General features: G+C 58.5%; 11 protein-coding genes. 4 read left to right on the top strand and 7 right to left on the bottom strand.

The window, feature by feature from the left end:
* Positions 1-47 precede the first annotated feature (47 nt).
* Complete coding sequence (locus ABJM11_RS14050; protein ID WP_348296502.1) at positions 48-1,520, top strand: amidase; 1,473 nt, start codon at positions 48-50, stop codon at positions 1,518-1,520.
* Here ABJM11_RS14050 and ABJM11_RS14045 read toward each other — a convergent pair.
* On the bottom strand, positions 1,493-3,373 hold the full coding sequence (locus tag ABJM11_RS14045) for a diguanylate cyclase (RefSeq protein WP_348296501.1): 1,881 nt from the start codon (positions 3,371-3,373) through the stop codon (positions 1,493-1,495). The genes ABJM11_RS14050 and ABJM11_RS14045 overlap by 28 nt on opposite strands.
* A gap of 265 nt (positions 3,374-3,638) precedes the next feature.
* Between ABJM11_RS14045 and ABJM11_RS14040 the strand changes: the two genes are divergently transcribed.
* Positions 3,639-5,453: a sensor domain-containing phosphodiesterase gene (locus ABJM11_RS14040; protein WP_348296500.1), complete on the top strand. Its 1,815-nt coding sequence runs from the start codon at positions 3,639-3,641 to the stop codon at positions 5,451-5,453.
* On the opposite strand, the gene ABJM11_RS14035 is transcribed toward ABJM11_RS14040, so the two are convergent.
* Both ABJM11_RS14035 and ABJM11_RS14030 read right to left on the bottom strand, forming a co-directional pair.
* Positions 5,420-8,515: an efflux RND transporter permease subunit gene (locus ABJM11_RS14035; RefSeq protein ID WP_348296499.1), complete on the bottom strand. Its 3,096-nt coding sequence runs from the start codon at positions 8,513-8,515 to the stop codon at positions 5,420-5,422. The two genes, ABJM11_RS14040 and ABJM11_RS14035, sit on opposite strands and share 34 nt — an antisense overlap.
* A gap of 4 nt (positions 8,516-8,519) precedes the next feature.
* Positions 8,520-9,602 carry an efflux RND transporter periplasmic adaptor subunit gene (locus tag ABJM11_RS14030; protein WP_348296498.1) on the bottom strand — a complete coding sequence of 361 codons (1,083 nt, stop codon included), beginning with the start codon at positions 9,600-9,602 and terminating at the stop codon, positions 8,520-8,522.
* A 329-nt stretch (positions 9,603-9,931) separates the two neighbouring features.
* On the opposite strand from ABJM11_RS14030, the gene ilvG reads away from it, so the two are divergent.
* Both ilvG and ABJM11_RS14020 read left to right on the top strand, forming a co-directional pair.
* The gene (ilvG, locus tag ABJM11_RS14025) at positions 9,932-11,632 is read left to right on the top strand and encodes an acetolactate synthase 2 catalytic subunit (protein WP_348296497.1); all 1,701 of its coding nucleotides are present in this window, start codon (positions 9,932-9,934) and stop codon (positions 11,630-11,632) included.
* Positions 11,629-11,907 (top strand): ACT domain-containing protein, encoded by a 279-nt coding sequence (locus ABJM11_RS14020; protein WP_348296496.1) that lies wholly within the window; start codon positions 11,629-11,631, stop codon positions 11,905-11,907. The genes ilvG and ABJM11_RS14020 overlap by 4 nt, the downstream gene beginning before the upstream one ends.
* Before the next feature lie 351 nt (positions 11,908-12,258).
* On the opposite strand, the gene cynS is transcribed toward ABJM11_RS14020, so the two are convergent.
* The 4 genes from cynS to ABJM11_RS14000 form a co-directional block, all read right to left on the bottom strand.
* Positions 12,259-12,702 (bottom strand): cyanase, encoded by a 444-nt coding sequence (gene cynS / locus ABJM11_RS14015; protein WP_348296495.1) that lies wholly within the window; start codon positions 12,700-12,702, stop codon positions 12,259-12,261.
* Positions 12,703-12,864: 162 nt separating this feature from the next.
* Positions 12,865-13,908, bottom strand: a complete 1,044-nt coding sequence (locus ABJM11_RS14010) for a proline racemase family protein (RefSeq protein WP_348296538.1) — start codon at positions 13,906-13,908, stop codon at positions 12,865-12,867.
* Positions 13,908-15,056, bottom strand: a complete 1,149-nt coding sequence (locus ABJM11_RS14005) for an alcohol dehydrogenase catalytic domain-containing protein (protein WP_348296494.1) — start codon at positions 15,054-15,056, stop codon at positions 13,908-13,910. The genes ABJM11_RS14010 and ABJM11_RS14005 overlap by 1 nt, the downstream gene beginning before the upstream one ends.
* Positions 15,057-15,100: 44 nt before the next feature.
* Positions 15,101-16,210 (bottom strand): AI-2E family transporter, encoded by a 1,110-nt coding sequence (locus ABJM11_RS14000; RefSeq protein WP_348296493.1) that lies wholly within the window; start codon positions 16,208-16,210, stop codon positions 15,101-15,103.
* Positions 16,211-16,344: the final 134 nt, after the last annotated feature.

The following is a 16,344-nucleotide window of genomic DNA, read 5'->3' as shown; positions in this document are numbered from 1 at the left end:
CTCCTATAAAGTACAGGCAGTTCCGGAATCGTAATGGAGTATCCGCCTTGACCGCACAACAATTCCCGCCATCAATGCACACATTCTGTGACGACCTGCTCGGCAAACACGACGCCACCGGCCTGGCTGCGCTGATTCGCCGTGGCGAGGTTTCTGCGGACGAAGTACTCCAGGCAACCCTTGCCCGGGCCCGGAAAGCCGAACCCTGCATTCACGGCCTGGTTACCCCGATTCCAGACGATGTTCGTGATCCTGGCGCAGGGGAAACTCCTGTGCCCCAGGCTGACCCCGGTATTTTTAGCGTTGTCCCCACGGTTGTTAAAGACAACACCGATGTAAAAAGGTTTCCCACAACCCACGGCACCGCTGCCATTCGCCCGCAACCGGCAGCCCATACCAGCCCTTTCGCCCGCCAACTGCTCGCTCAAGGGCTGGTCTGTATTGGCAAAAGCACCCTGCCCGAGTTCGGGTTCAATGCCACCACTGAACCGGCCCATGATACGCCCACCCGCAACCCATGGAACCTGAAATATTCCACGGGCGCCTCCTCCGGTGGCTCAGCAGCGCTGGTAGCCGCCGGTGTCGTATCCATCGCCCATGCAAACGATGGAGGAGGCTCCATCCGCATTCCCGCAGCCTGCTGCGGGCTGGTGGGGCTGAAGCCTACGCGGGGCCGCCTTGTCGACAATGACGCTGCAAAATCGCTACCCATCAATATTGTCACCGACGGGGTGGTTACCCGCAGCGTCAGGGACACGGCAAACTTCTATTACGGGGCGGAGCGTTATTTCCGCAACCCGAAAATGCCGCCAGTCGGGCGCGTGGAAGGCCCTTCCACAGGTTCACTGAAGATCGGGCTGGTCATGGATTCCATTAACGGCCACCCCACAGACGCAACCACCCGGGAGGCCGTTGAAAGCACAGCACGGGTTCTGGAAAAACTGGGGCACACGATAGTGCCAATGGACGTTCCGGTTGCTTCATCCTTCCCGGATGACTTTGCGCGCTACTGGGGAATGCTGGCCTTTGGTGTGCGCGCCAACGGCAAGCGGCTGATTCACCCGGGTTTTGATAAAACACGACTGGATGGCTTGACGCTGGGCCTGGACAAAGCCTTCAGAAAACAGTTCTACAAACTGCCGGCGACACTCTGGCGCCTGTACCGGTCGTATCATGATTACGCGGAAGCCATGGTGGCCTATGACGCTGTCCTTACGCCGGTGCTTGGCCACACTACGCCGGAAATCGGCTATCTGGCCCCGGAGCTGGAGTTTGATACCCTGTTTGACCGTCTGACCCGCTACGTAAGCTTTACCCCTTTGGCAAATGCCACTGGCGCCCCCGCCATCTCGCTGCCCGCCACCCTGGGCCGTCATAACCTGCCGGTTTCCATTCAGCTTATGGGGCGACACGGCGAGGAGCGTACATTGCTGGAACTGGCCTTTGCACTGGAAGACACCATGGAATGGCCGGACATCACCCTCAATCAATGTCAGCCGATGGCGGGCTCCGCCTCCTGAACAGGTGGGGGCTCACTGACGACAACCTGATTGCGCCCTCGCCCCTTGGCCTCGTAGAGCGCTTCGTCCGCCCAGCAGAAAATGGCCTTGGTGGCATCGGCCTGGTGAGGACAGACGGCACACACGCCGATGCTCACCGTCAGGTGTAATACTTCCTCGGATATCCGGAATCCTGTCTGCTCGATCTCCTGACGGATCTTTTCCGCAACCCGCAAGGCGCCCTCTTCCGGTGTATCCGGTAAAAGCACCACAAATTCCTCGCCACCGTATCGCGCAGCCAGATCCTGAGGACGGGTGACATACTGGCGAATACAATTAGCCACCATCTGCAGGCAGTCATCCCCGACAAGGTGGCCATAGGTGTCGTTGAACTTCTTGAAATGGTCAATATCCAGCAGTAACAGTGAGAGCGGCTGTTCGAAACGATACGCCTTCACAACTGCAGAACTGAACGCCCGATCGAAATGTCCCCGATTCTTGAGGCCGGTAAGGGCATCGGTAGAGCTCAGCTCCCGCAGCTGGTCGTTGACGACTTCGAGATCCTGGGTACGCTCATGCACTCTCTGCTCAAGCAGAGTGTTGGCTTCCCGCTGGATCCGGAGAGACTTTTCCTGCGCCATCCGCGCTTTGCGTTCCTCCTGAAGCAACCGCTGCTGGGCCTCAAAGGCACGCTTTTTTTCCTTGTTCAGCCTGTCCGCCAGGGCGACCGACAACAGGATGACGCCGATGGCTGACCCCACCTGAGTGGCGTTTTCCGTCAACAGATTGCGGGGCAACATGGTGAACTTACTGAGCGCGAGGACAATACCGCCAAACAGCATGAAGACCCAGGCCAGTGCGTAGTATCGTGCGGCAGGGTCTTTCCTCAGCCAGCGCATGAGGCTCAGTATCAGCATGCCCGTGCATCCCAGGAAAGCCACCACGATGGATGGCAGGATCATCAGATGGTAAGGGACAAGAATACCGGCGGCTGCCATCAACGCGGCTACAACCATCAGCGACATGGTCAGCCGGTTCATTATCGGGTGGTTGCTACGGGACACATTGAGAAAACGAACGCTGAAAGCGCCCCCGAAGAGGATCACCAGATTGAGAAATACGATGATTGCCTGATCATTCCAGCGGGTTGCCTCGGGCCAAAGGTACTGGAAGCTGACGCCATGCAGGCTCGCCAGAAACAGCGGCATGGCCAGAATATAGCCCACGTAGTAGAGAAAACTGCGCTCCCCTACCGCGACATAAACGAACAGGTTATACAGAATCATCACCAGCACGATGCCGTAATAGACTCCTTCAAACATGCTTCGGGACTGCTCAGCCACGTAAAAAGCCGCCTGATCCCAAAGGGTGAGAGGCACCTGCATGGAACTGCTGGTATCCACACGAATGTAAACGGACAGGTTCTCGCCGGGTGACAGGGTCAACGGAACGAGAAAATTGCGGTGATCAACGAGCCGATCACGAAACGGCTTCTTATCACCCATAACATGTCGCTCTGCGAGTCTGCCACCATTAACCAGGTAAACCTCGACATGGTCGAGTACCGGGTAGCCAATTTCGAGGAACAGTGGGGCTGAGGGTGCACCCTGATTGCCGATGCGAACCCGGAACCAGTAGACCTCGTCGCCGTATCCGAGGCTTACACTGTCCTTACCGTTCCGCTGCCACTGGTCCTCCCGAAGGTTCCGCACTGATTCCAGGTTGGCCGGGCCGGACGGTTCCGCCCAGTAGTCAACGAACCGCGAGAGCTCCATGTGGCCGGCTTGACCGTCCCACATCGCCGGCCGGGCCGAAGCCACTACCGGCAATGCAGTAACCAGAACCAACAGTAGCTGTATGATGGTTTTGTTCAAGAGCGACCCCGGCGTGACGAAAACCTGATTGCGACCCAGTTTTTCCATTATGAACCAGAAACGGGAACTTCTTCGTAAACACAATAAAATGACGCAATCACACAACAAATCTTCACAAATGGCACTTGTCCAGCAACGCCTGCAGTCAAGCGTTGGACACTGCCTCAAGCCGATGCCAGTATGTAGGCATAGCTGAGACCACATGGACGAGGCACCCGCCACTCACCACTAAAAGCCAGACCCTATGAAGGATACGGATACCTTTGTGAACTATCACAAGGCACTGATGGAGCTGAGCCACAGCCCGGCGTTTATCAACAGAGAGCGCCAACACAAACTCGCGGCGCTGACAACGCTGTGTGCAGAACAGCTGGAGGTGGAGCGAGTCAGTGTCTGGCAGTTTCCCGAACAACGTGAACACATTGAATCTGAATGGCTGCATACGCCGGATGGGGCAAACGCGAAGGCGACCAGTCTCTACAAGTCAGCAAACCCGGAGTATTTTTCCGCCCTGGAGAGCGAGCGGGTGCTGTCTGTTCCCGACGCACAGGAAGATCCACGAACCCGTGCCTTTGCCCCCGGTTACCTTGTGCCCAGGGGCATACGCTCCATGCTGGATGCGCCCATTTTTGACGGCGCACGGCTCAGTGGAGTGCTCTGCCTGGAATCGACAACCCGCCGCCAGTGGACGCTGCCGGAAATATCATTCGTCATCGCGATCGCCGATACCATCAGCCTGATGAATACCCATGAGGCCTGGCTCGATTCGAAACAGGCCCTGGAGTACGCCACCCGCTACGACTCACTGACGGGGCTGCTGAATATTAACTCCCTGCGGGACCGAGTTGGTTACCTGGTCGAGAAGCTCGAGCGGCGCGGGCTCGGCACCCTGGCGCTGATATGGGTGGATGTGGACAGGCTGAAATCCATTAATGACGGGCTCGGAGCTCAAGTAGGCGACAATGTCATTGAAGAAATCGGGCAGCGGCTGAAGCAGATCAACGTTCCCGGCAAGGATCTGCTCGCGAGGATTGGTGGTGACGAATACGCCCTTATTATTCGCAACCGCACAGATCCGGATACGCTGGAGCAAACGGCTTCAAGAATCCGACACGAGGTCAGCAAGCCCATCCGCCTGAACGGGCACTCGATCACCGTAGGCGTCAGCCTCGGTATCTGCCACCTTCCCGGTGACTGCAGTACCACGGAGGAGCTGCTTCGCGGCGCGGAAGCGGCCATGTACAACGCCAAACACCAGGGCCGGGGCCGGTTCAGCTTTTTCGATTCCAGTATCCAGGTAAGCGCACGTTCCCGCTTTGAGCTGGAAAACGACCTGCGCAGCGCCATAAAAGAACACGAACTTGATGTCTTCTATCAGCCGATAACCGATGCCTCCGGCTCCAGTGTGGAATCCGTCGAAGCTCTGGTGCGCTGGCACCACCCAGAGCGGGGATGGCTGTCTCCCATCGAGTTTCTCGACATTGCCAGAGGCGGAGGCCTGATGTATGCACTTGGGGATTGCGTTCTGCGCCGGGTCTGTGAGCACTGGCAGTGGGCGAGAAACCGTCAGATCACATTGCCGGAAGTGTCGGTGAACCTGGCCCCCGAGCAGGTCCTGGTTGCCGAGCTTCCCCGGCGCATAAAGACGATGTGTGCCGAACAAGATGTTCCCGTCAATACGCTGCATTTCGAAGTCACCGAGGATGCTATCCAGGGTGATCTCAATGCCATTTCCGTTCTCCTCGAGGAGCTGGTGGCCGCAGGCGCGCAACTGTCCATCGACGACTTTGGAACCGGTTACTCGTCTCTGTCACGGCTCAAGGGCCTGCCGTTTTCCCGCATCAAGATTGACCGCTCGTTCATCAGCAACATCCCGGACGATGAGGATGACTGCGCCATCATCCTGTCCATTCTCGGGCTTGCGAAAGGACTGGGGCTGTCCGTCGTGGCCGAAGGCGTGGAAACCGCGGCCCACGAACAATGGCTTCGCAGGCAGGGTTGCGACTACCTCCAGGGTTACCTGTACAGCAGACCATTACCCTTCGATCAGTTGGTCGAACGTTTTTTCACCAGCCAGTAGGATAGCTGATTCAGTTTACGCCCGGATTTGTCACCAAGAACCAGCAACGCGGGTGTCAGCAACAGGGTCAGCATGGTGGCAAACGCCAGCCCTCCGGCGATCGCGCTGGATAACTGGGTCCACCACTGGGTTGACGGTGAACCAAGACCCAGAGACGGGGTGATAAGGTCCACGTTCACTCCAAGCACCATCGGCATCAACCCAAGAATGGTTGTAATTGCCGTCAACAGCACCGGACGAAGACGCAGGCACCCGGTGTCCAGTGCGGCCTCAAAGGCTTCCATGCCGCTTTTCCGCATCTGGTTGTAGGTGTCGATCAGAATGATGTTGTTGTTTACCACAATTCCCGCCAGGGCAATAATCCCCATTCCCACCATCACGATGCCAAAAGACTGACCATTGAGAAGCAGGCCGAGCAGAACCCCTGCCGTGGAAAGCACGATGGCGGACAGAATCAGCAGGGTCTGGTACAGGGAGTTGAACTGGGTCACCAGAATCAGCAGCATCAGGGCAATGGCCACCATGAACGCGGACGCCAGGAAGTTGGACGCCTGTTGCTGATCCTCGTTTTCACCGGCAAAGCGGACAGACATTCCTTCGGGGGTCTCGGGCATGTCTGCCTGCAGGGCTCTGAGCAACTCGTCGACCCTGCGGCCCGGCTCTATATCTGACTTGATCGTCACCGTTCGCTGGCCATCAACCCGTACGATGCTGCCGGTCTTGTCGCCTGCTTCCAGTTCCACGAACTGGGACAATGGCACCTGCCCCCGGCTGGTATTGATGGTCTGACGCTGGAACTGATCCAGCTCACGCCAATTGTTGGGTACCCGCACGGCAATGTCCACCTCGTCACGCACATCTTCCGGGCGGTAAGTGGCCAGCACCAGGCCGTTGGTTATCAGGCGCACGGCGCTGCCCACACTCAGCACATCGGAACCAAAGCGGGCTGCCGACGCCCGGTCCACATTCAGTCGCCACTCGATTCCCGGCAGACTGCGGTCGTCCTCAATATCCACGAAGCCGTCAATGTTGGCCATACGTTGCCGGATCAGGCCGACATACTCGTCCAGTTTGTCACTGTCGAGACTGCTGACCATAAGTTCTATGGGCTTCCCGTCCGCCGGGCCGCCTTCCTGTTTACGAAACTCCAGCCTGATTCCGGGAATGTCGGCCGTGCGCTCGCGAAAATCCTCCAGAATCCTGGTGGCGGAACGGCGCTCGAACCAGTCGATAAACTGGAATTGCAGCACGCCGATAACATCTGGTGACATCTGGTTTTCGGGACTGACCATTGAGCGGGCATACAACGCTTTCACTTCCGGCATTCCCTGCAGCCGCTGCTCAACTTCCCGTACGATGGCGTCGCGTTCCGTCACGGACATGTCGCCCCTTGCCCGCACCTGGACCTGCGCCGAGTCAGGCTCGACACTGGGAAAGAATTCCACTCCATGATTGAACTTGCCGTAAGCCACGTAGATCACCACAACCACTGCCAGAACTCCCAGCAGTGTGAATCCCGGTGCCGCCAGCAGGCGCTCCAGCAGTTTCCGGTACAGCGCGGTCATTCGGCCGTCCGGCGCCGCCTGAGGCTTGCGGCGGCCGCCGCTGATACTGCCGAGAACCGGCAAAAACACCAGTGCCATCGCAAGGGAGGCCGTCAGACAGATGATGACGGTCATGGGCAGAAACTTCATGAATTCCCCCACCACGCCGGGCCAGAAAAGCAACGGGATAAAGACCGCGAGAGTGGTCGCGGTGGAGGCGATGATCGGCCAGGCCATTCGGCTGGCCGCCTCTCCCCATGCCGACCGCACGCTCTGGCCTTCGGAAAGGTTTCTGTCGGCCAGTTCGGAAACCACGATTGCCCCGTCCACCAGCATGCCCGCCACCAGGATCAGACTGAACAGGACGACGATGTTGAGGGTCAGGCCCATACCCCAGATAACCAGAATACCGGTAAGGAAGGCGCCGGGTATGGTCAGGCCCACCAGAAGCGCAGAACGGGGGCCCATGGCGGCAATGATGAGGATGATCACCAGCACAATGGCCGTGAGCACATTGTTGAGCAGATCGCTGAGGATGTCCCGCACTTCCGTGGACTGGTCCATGATGTAACGGACTTCCAGTTCGTCCGGTAACTCCGGCCCCGCGGCCGCAATCAATGCCTTGACCTCGCCAACGGTCTCAATGATGTTGGCACCGGTACGCTTGGAGATTTCCAGTACCAGCGCCGGCTCTCCATTGATGCGGGCGTAACCGGTAGGATCTTTGAACGTCCGCTGCAGCATGGCAACGTCGCCAAAGGTAACCACGGTGTCGCCGTCCACTTTGATGGGCATGGACATCACGTCCTCGACCGACTCGATCACACCCGGGACCTTCATGGCCATGCGACCGGCGCCGGTATCCAGGCTACCGGCGGCCACGAGTTGGTTGTTGCGGGTAACCAGCGACGCTAACCGGTCAAAATCAACGCCATAGCTTTCCAGTACCTGGGGATCGACGACGACTTCCAGCAAATCCTCCCGATCGCCACCGATATTCACTTCCAGCACTTCCGGAATACCTTCAATGGCGTCCTGTAATCGCCGCGCAATGGTGACCAGCTCACGCTCGGAGAGGGGTCCGGAAAGACCAACGGACATCACCGGAAAGAGCGCCACATTGATCTCGTTCACCCTGGGCTCGTCCGCCTCCTGAGGAAGCTCGCTGCGGGCAGTATCCACCTTCTCCCGTACATCCTGAAGCGCCACGTCAGGATCAAACCCGGCATCGAACTCCAGCATCACCGAGGCATGGCCCTCCGAGGCCGTGCCCCGCATTTCCTTGATCCCTTCAAGGGATCGCAACTCCTGCTCCATGGGACGGATAAGCAGACGTTCGGCATCTTCCGGGCTGATGCCTTCCAGCGTCATGGAGACATAGATCATGGGAATGGTGACGTCCGGGTTGGCCTCCTTGGGAATAGCCTGGAACGCTGCTATCCCGCCAAGAATCAGGAACACAAGCGTGAGAAGCGTTGTTCGACTGCGGTCAAGCGCTGCGAATATCAGGGTTCGCATACCGTCAGCCCCGGTCCGAATCACGGCTCACCGGGCGAACCCGCTGCCCGATGGACACAAAGCCGGCGCCACGGGTGATCAACCGGATTTCTTCCGGCAAACCGGTTACCCAGGCGCCATCGGTTGTGACGTTCAGCAGTTTGACCGTGGTAAACACGACTTCGTTGTTCTCGCCCACATAACGGAGGCCAGGGCGGCCGTCATCGCCCAGGCTCAGGTAGGCGGGTGAAATAAACATGGCCCTGACTTCCGGCAGTGCAATCCGCAGCGTCGCGCTACCGCCCGCTACCCGTTCGCGCTCAGGGTTTTCAACCGTCACTTCCACGGCAAAGCTGCGGGTTTCCCGGTCAGCCGCACTGGCCACAAAGCTCACCTGACCTTCCAGCGTATCGCCATCCAGTGTGCGAATTGCCACTTTTTGGCCCTCCTCCACACTGCCTACAGACTGCTGTGGAATCTGGCCGGTTGCTTTCAGCCGGTCGATCCGGACCAGTTCCAGCAAGGGCGAACCCACCTGAACCAGGTCGCCCAGATCCACGTCGCGACGATTAACAGTGCCGTCAAACGGCGCCTGTGGGGTCAGGTTGTCCATTGACAGGCGCGCCTGTGCCAGTTCTGCCCGGGCGGCCGAGAGTTCACTTTGCAGGGTCAGCACTTCAGATTCGGACGTGAGATCACGGGCACGCAGACGTCTGGCGGCCGCGAGGTCTGCCTCCAGCTTACGCAGCCGGGACTGCCACTGTTCCACGGCTGTGCCGCGACCATCCTCGGACAGGCGCAGCAGAACGTCGCCTTCAGCGACCCGGTCGCCCTGCTCCACCATCAATTCTTCCACGGTTCCGGCCACCCGGGCACCGATAGCCACACTCCGCCAGGGCTCCAGTTGCCCCTGCACCATCAGCGCCGGCTCGTAGGGCCTTTCCCGCAACATGTCGACCTGCACCGAAGGCACACCTTTTTCCTGTTCAGGCGGCGCTTCCGGCGCTTCATCGCGTGCCTCCCTGACGTTGCCCGTTGCCATCCAGACAACCAGTAACGCCAGTACCAGAAACGACAGGCCGATGGATCCCAGTTTTGCTTTTGTCATTGATCGCTCACAGGTGAAACAGGTGGTTTCAGTAAAAACTGCGGTTCCTGCACGAAAAAAAAACTGCCAGAAAACGGTTGCATCCGATTATTTCCGTGGGGTAGATTCTACACATAAATTTTTTACAAATTCAGAGCAGATCCTGATTTTATGAATCTCAACTCAGTGATTGTCCTTGTGAAGCTAGTCCTGGTGGTCGTGGTACCGTCCGGGGGACTTTGCGTGGACAAGAGGGTGAGATAGCAACAACCTGACAAGACACGAAAAGCCCCCGGCACCGAAAGGTCCCGGGGGCTTTTTTTTGGCAGCAACAAAAAGGGAAAACGACCATGAACGGCGCACAGCACATTCTTGAAGCGTTCCACCGCCATGACATCAGCACGGTTTTCGGTTATCCGGGTGGCTGCATCATGCCACTCTATGACGCGCTGGTGGACGATGTGGGCGTGGAGCATGTGCTGTGCCGCCATGAACAGGGCTGCGCCCTCGCTGCCGACGGCTACGCCCGGGCCAGTGGCAAGCTGGGGGTATGCATTGCCACCTCCGGCCCCGGCGCAACCAACCTGATTACCGGCGTTGCCAATGCTCACAGGGATTCCATACCCATGCTGGTGATCACAGGCCAGGTTCCTTCAGGCCTGATAGGTACCGATGCGTTCCAGGAAACCGACGTACTGGGCATGACCCTGGGCATCGTCAAACACAGCTACCTGATCGACGACGCGGACGCCCTGCCCGCCATTATGGAAGAAGCGATGGAACTGGCCCAGAGCGGTCGGCCGGGGCCGGTATGGATTGATATCCCGAAGGACCTTCTGCTCACCGAGGTTAGTGCCGCCGCTATCGCGGAATCCGCCCACCAGACGACAGACTGCCCGGATCTGAGCGAGGCGTTGAGTATGCTTCGCGCCGCCCGCAAGCCTTTGCTCTACAGCGGTGGCGGCATCAGCCTGGCCAATGCCGAAGTCAACTTCCGGGCCTTTGCTCAATCCTCAGCTCTGCCGGCGGTTGTGACACTCAAGGGCATCGGAAACCCCGGCAAACACAACCCCTACAGTCTTGGCATGCTGGGTATGCATGGCTCCCGCGTCGCCAACAGGGCGGTGGACGAATGCGATCTGTTGCTGGTCATCGGCGCCCGCCTGGACGACCGCGCCACCGGCAAATTGGAGGGCTTCGCGCCCAATGCGAAGCTGATTCACATCGACGCGGACGCGGCCGAGATCAACAAACTGCGCCCGGCCGATCTCGCCGTCCGTGGAGATCTGAATGAAATCCTGGTGGCGCTGACCGCAGAAATGGCAAAGAATCCCCTGGCCATCGGGGACTGGCAGAAACAATGCCGCACCTGGCATACCACCGGCGGCTTCCAGGCTGCGGACAACGAAGAGCCTCTGGCCCCCATCACCGGCCCGGCGTTTATCCGCCAGCTTTCCCGCATTGCTCCGAATGACACCGTTATCGCCTGCGATGTAGGCCAGCACCAGATGTGGGTGGCCCAGCATTACGAATTCGACCACCCACGTCACCACCTCACCAGTGGCGGCCTGGGTACCATGGGCTTCGGTTTGCCCGCCGCCATCGGGGCCCAGTTCGCCGACCGCCACAGCACCGTCATCAACGTCACCGGCGACGGCTCGTTCATGATGAACGCCCAGGAACTGGCGACCATTCGCCGCTACAACCTTCCGGTCAAACTGATCGTGATGGACAATCAGTGCCTGGGCATGGTGCGCCAGCAACAGGAGCTGTTCTACAACAACCGGGAAAGCCAGATAAACCTGGACGACAACCCGGACTTCGTAGCCATGGCCCGCGCCTTCGACATCCCGGCGTTACACATCGAGCGCACCGACCAGGTACGACGCGGCATTGAAACCATCCTGGCCTTCAACGGCCCGATGCTGTTGCACGTGGCCATCAGCCGTGAAGAGAATGTCTGGCCCATCGTCAAACCCGGTGCCAGCAACCGCGACATGATCGACGAAACCCGACGCACCGGTACAACCAGCAAGGAGCACGTAGCATGACCCCGCAAATGGACCGCCCGATATCCAGCTATACCCTGAACTGCCGCATGACGCGGGAAGCCGCCGCCCTGGAACGCCTGTGCCAGGTAGTCCGCATCCGCGGCTTCCGCATCGCCACCATGGCGGTCGAATCCGCCGGAGACCATCTCGACATCGCCCTGACCCTGGAAGGCACCAGGCCAATCACCATGCTCCAGTCGCAACTGGAGAAGCTGCATACGGTTTCAGAAGTCGTCTCTGTTCAGGGTTCTGGAGTTCGGGTTCAGATGGCCTGAGGCTTTGGGGGGAGCCCTCTTTCTCGTAGCCTGGCGGTTTTGCGGGCGGGCTTGCGGGGTGGCATCTGTATTTTTTTTGAAAAAGAACTCGCTTCGCTCAGACATCTTTTTCTGGCAAAAAATCCAGATACCACCCCGCGCCGAGCTGACCAAGGCAGGTTCGCGGCTTCCTCGACCTGAGTATCCCTGTGCTGCACGTCGATAGGGGGGTGGGGGTATTTTTTCTGGCAAGGAAAAAGATGTCTGAGCGAAGCGAGTTCTTTTTCCAGAAGAAAAAATACCCCCACCCCCCGTATCCGCCCGCAAAACCAGCAGGCTACAAAAAGCAGGCAACTTCCAAACTAACGGAGATCACCAGGCCTTATAGGGCAGGAACTTGCCGTTCATGGTGACCACAACTCGGTCACCCTTGGGATTCTCCTCCTTCTCAATGTCCATGGTGAAATCAATGGCGCTCATGATGCCGTCGCCGAATTTTTCGTGGATCAGTGCTTTCATGGTATCGCCATACACGCCAACCACCTCATACAGACGATAGATCAGCGGGTCCTGCGGTACGCCGCCGTCCCACGATTTCTTCGGGAGCTCCTGTAGGGCAAAGGCTACGTCCTTGCCGAGGCCGAGAGTCTCACACAGCGCGAACGCCTTGTCTTCGGGAAAACTGTTCATACCGAAACACACCGACGTGGTAAATACCGGCGACATACCTATGGACTCGGCAATCGCTTCCCAGGTCATGCCTTTGCCGACTTTGGCCTCCAGGATTCTTGCGGTCATCAGTTCCTTGTTCATCATGAGCCTTTCCCCTCACCTCCCCAAACTCGCCCCGGATCAGGTCCGGCCGCACTTGTTTGGTGCATGAATTGAGATTGGTGCCCGCCGGGACAGCCACCAATCGCACGTAGGAGTCATCTTTTGCAGGGTTTATGCCACGTTTCAAAGAACACTAACCGCCAGTCACTCGGGGTGGGCGCTGGTCAGAATATGGGTGAGGCCGCCGCAGTCTACCAGCGGGTCTTCACAGTTCACGATAATGTCAGACCGGTTCAGCACGTAGCTCTTGCCGGTAATGGTATTTTCAACCACCTGGTGGGAGCCTTCCTGACGTATACCCGTGAACTCACCGATAAACCCGGTTTCCCTCAAGGAAACGGTTTCCAGCCTGTCGCCAGGGTTGATGGTGCCCTCGTAGTGCATCAATGCAAGCCGTGCCGAGGTTCCGGTGCCCGTGGTGCTGCGGCAGATCACACCAGGATGCACATAGGTTGCCGAACGGGAACGGTAAGAATGGTCCGACAGGTGTTCAACAGGGCCCATGAAATGGAGGAACGGCAAGGGCCCTACATCGCCGAGCGTATAGTGGGAAAATCCCCGCTCTGCCTGTATCGCTTCGGTAATGTGAGAGGCACACTCGGCAAGCCTGCGCTCTTCGGACAGCGTCAGGGAGAAGCCCAGGCTGGTGGCGTCCACCAGGGCATAAAACCCGCCACTGTAGGCAACACTGTAGGTGACGTTGCCGATGGAAGGAACGTGAATAGTCTCCCGGTAGGTATCGATATAGCTGGGAAGCCCCTCACAGGTGATGGCTTCAACCACATTGTCCCGCACCAGGGCGTCAATATGAACAAGCCCCGCCGGGGCCTCCAGTGCAAAGCTCTGCCAACCCTCCCGCTTGGGTACAATACCGGTCTCCAGGACAGCGGTAGCGGTGCAGATGGTGTTCGAGCCGGAGTATATCGGGTACCCCATAACCTCCATGATGATGTAGCCTGCAACAGCTTCGGGGTCACTCGGTGCGACAAGCAGATCGACCGACATTTCGGGAATGCCATGGGGTTCCTGCAGAAGCAGTCTGCGCAGGCCGTCCGCCTCGTCCCTCAGGTATTCCATCTGGGCACGCACCGTTGCCCCCGGAAGCTGCATAATACCGCCCGTCACAATCCGGCTAACATCGCCGCCGGCGTGGGTATCCATCAATTGCAGGTTAAGCTCGGGGTGCATCATTTCTTCTCCAGGGCGAAAGGGGAGCCGTGTTCGGCCCACTGCGCGTCCGGTACGATCACAATTTTGCCAAAATAGTTGCTGTTACGATTAACGAAGTAGCGCTCTGCCTCGTGCAGATCCGAAAGCTTGAAGGCAGCGTGCAATACCGGCTTTAACTGGCCGCTGCGGATCCACGCCACCAGTTGCGCGGCTTCTTCCCGGGTGCCGTGTGACACGCCGAACACCTGCACCTGGTAGAGGTAGATCCGGGTCCACATGATTTCAGTGAGGTTGCCTGCGCTGGCGCCGGCTATGCTGAGGCGGGGATAGTCGCTGCGGCTGTTCATGTCGAAAATCATGGTGTCGATGAATTTATCGGTCATGTCGCCGCCGGCCAGGTCCATCACCGCGTCTACAGGCCGCCCGCCGGTAACGGCACGTACCTTATCGGTGAAACCGCTCATATCCGCGCGATCCAGTACCGCTGCGGCCCCCAGTTTCACCAGCGCTTCCGCCTTGTCCTGTTGGCTCAGTGCATAGGGAATGGCTCCCATGACACGGCATAGCTGAATAAGCGCAGTACCGACACCACCGCTGGCACCGGTGACGAGCACGTGTTCACCCGGCTTTACTCTGGCAGAGGTCAGCATGTGCAGTGCAGTCTGATAGGAACACATGCCCATGGATGCGAGCTCGGCATCCGCCAGTTCGGTGTTTTCGACGTGATGGAACTGATCAGACGGCACCGCAACGTATTCGGCGAACCCCCCGTCAGCCCCGTGGCCGTAATAGTCCGGCGTCAGGTTGATATCCTGGCGGTCATCGGCATAGAGGTTGAAGTCCAGCAGGCCGCGCTGGCCTATCCTTGACTCATCAACACCTTCGCCCACCGCGACAACATGGCCCACAACGTCCGCGCCCTGGATTCTGGGGAAGGTCAGGGTTGGCGCGCCGCCCATCTGGAAAGACGTGACTTCGCCTTTTTCCTTCGTCGGATACAGGCCTTCCCGTGCCTTGCGGTCGGTGTTGTTCTTGGCCGTAGCAGTCACCTGAACCAGTACTTCGCCCCACTCTGGCTCCGGCGTTGGTACATCTTCCGCGTATTGCAGTTTTTCAATGCCACCGTGGCCGGTGAGCAGCATGGCTTTCATGGTCTTGGGGATCATGGCGTTCTGCTCCTCTTTGTGCGGGATATCCCATCAGGATAGCATCAGCGCGCAATGACCTTATAGATCGGGCGCAGCTTCGGGATCTGTTTGAGCACGACCTGAATCACGGTCATCAGTGGCACGGCCAACAGAACGCCGACCGGGCCCCATAACCAGCCCCAGAAGAAGATGGAAACGAAAATGATGACCGGGTTGATAGCCATGCGAAAACCATGGATCCAGGGCTCGATGAAAAAACCTACCGTGGATGTCAGGGCAAGGTACCCGACCGGTGCGATGGCCATCATCCAGAGAGTGTCCAGGCTGGTGGCGGATACCACGGCCAGCAGGGTGATGGTAAGGATCACGCCCAGATAGGGAATGAACCGGGCCAGACCAGCAACCAGGCCCCAGACAACGGGGTCAGGCAGGCCAACGGCCCAGCAAATAAGACCGGTTATGGTGCCCACGAGCAGGTTACTGAGGCTGAGCACGCCCAGGTATTGGGCGATCTCGTGCTGGGAGTCGCGGGCGATATGAAGCACATTCCGTCGTTGTCCCCGGGGTAGCTGACGCACGAAGTTCTGGATGATGCGGTCGCCGCCTACCAGCAGGAAATAGGTCAGTGCCAACGCCAGAGCCAGCCCGGCGGCTCCGTTGCGGGCCTTGGTCATTAGCTGGTTGCGCCAGGAATCGGTTTGCAGGACGACGGTCCTGGTTGCGCCCGTATCACCCTCCTCTTCCGAGAGCTCCTCCATGGACTCTTCCACCTTCTTGGCGGACTCATTGACCTTGTCGATCTGGCTCTTCAGGCCGCTCTCTCCCACCAGTAAACGGGAGATGCCCTGCGGTGCCTTTTGTGCCCACTCAAGCGCAGGCGTGGCAACCGCAAAGCCAACACCAACGAGCCCGGCAAGGACAAGAAGAACCAGCACCAGAGCACTGAGCACCCTTGGAATGCCGGCTTTTTCATAGGCTTTCCGGACCAGCGGAAACAGCAAAAGGCTGGTCAGTATCGCCAGCACGATTGGCAATATAATCTGATGGGCAAGATAGAGGGTGTAGAGGATGCCCAGTGCAAACAGGCCGTTAAGGGGCGTGGCAAGATCGGAACGGGTTGTTTTTTCGTTGCCCGGTTCCCTGTTCGATTGGTTGTTCTGGTTCTCGTCCATGCAGATCAGAATGCCTTTGCTGTCTGAATTGTTTTGAAATGGCCCTTTCGGGCCAGAGCCTGGTCATCGGTGTCCTACGACTTTTGTTGTAGCACATAACCCGATACTCTGTCTGAAACAGTCTATCAAGAGTG

Source organism: Marinobacter sp. (assembly GCF_039977835.1).
Lineage (GTDB): Bacteria > Pseudomonadota > Gammaproteobacteria > Pseudomonadales > Oleiphilaceae > Marinobacter.
Note: the sequence above shows the minus strand (reverse complement) of the source record. Positions and strands in the feature narration are given on the sequence as shown.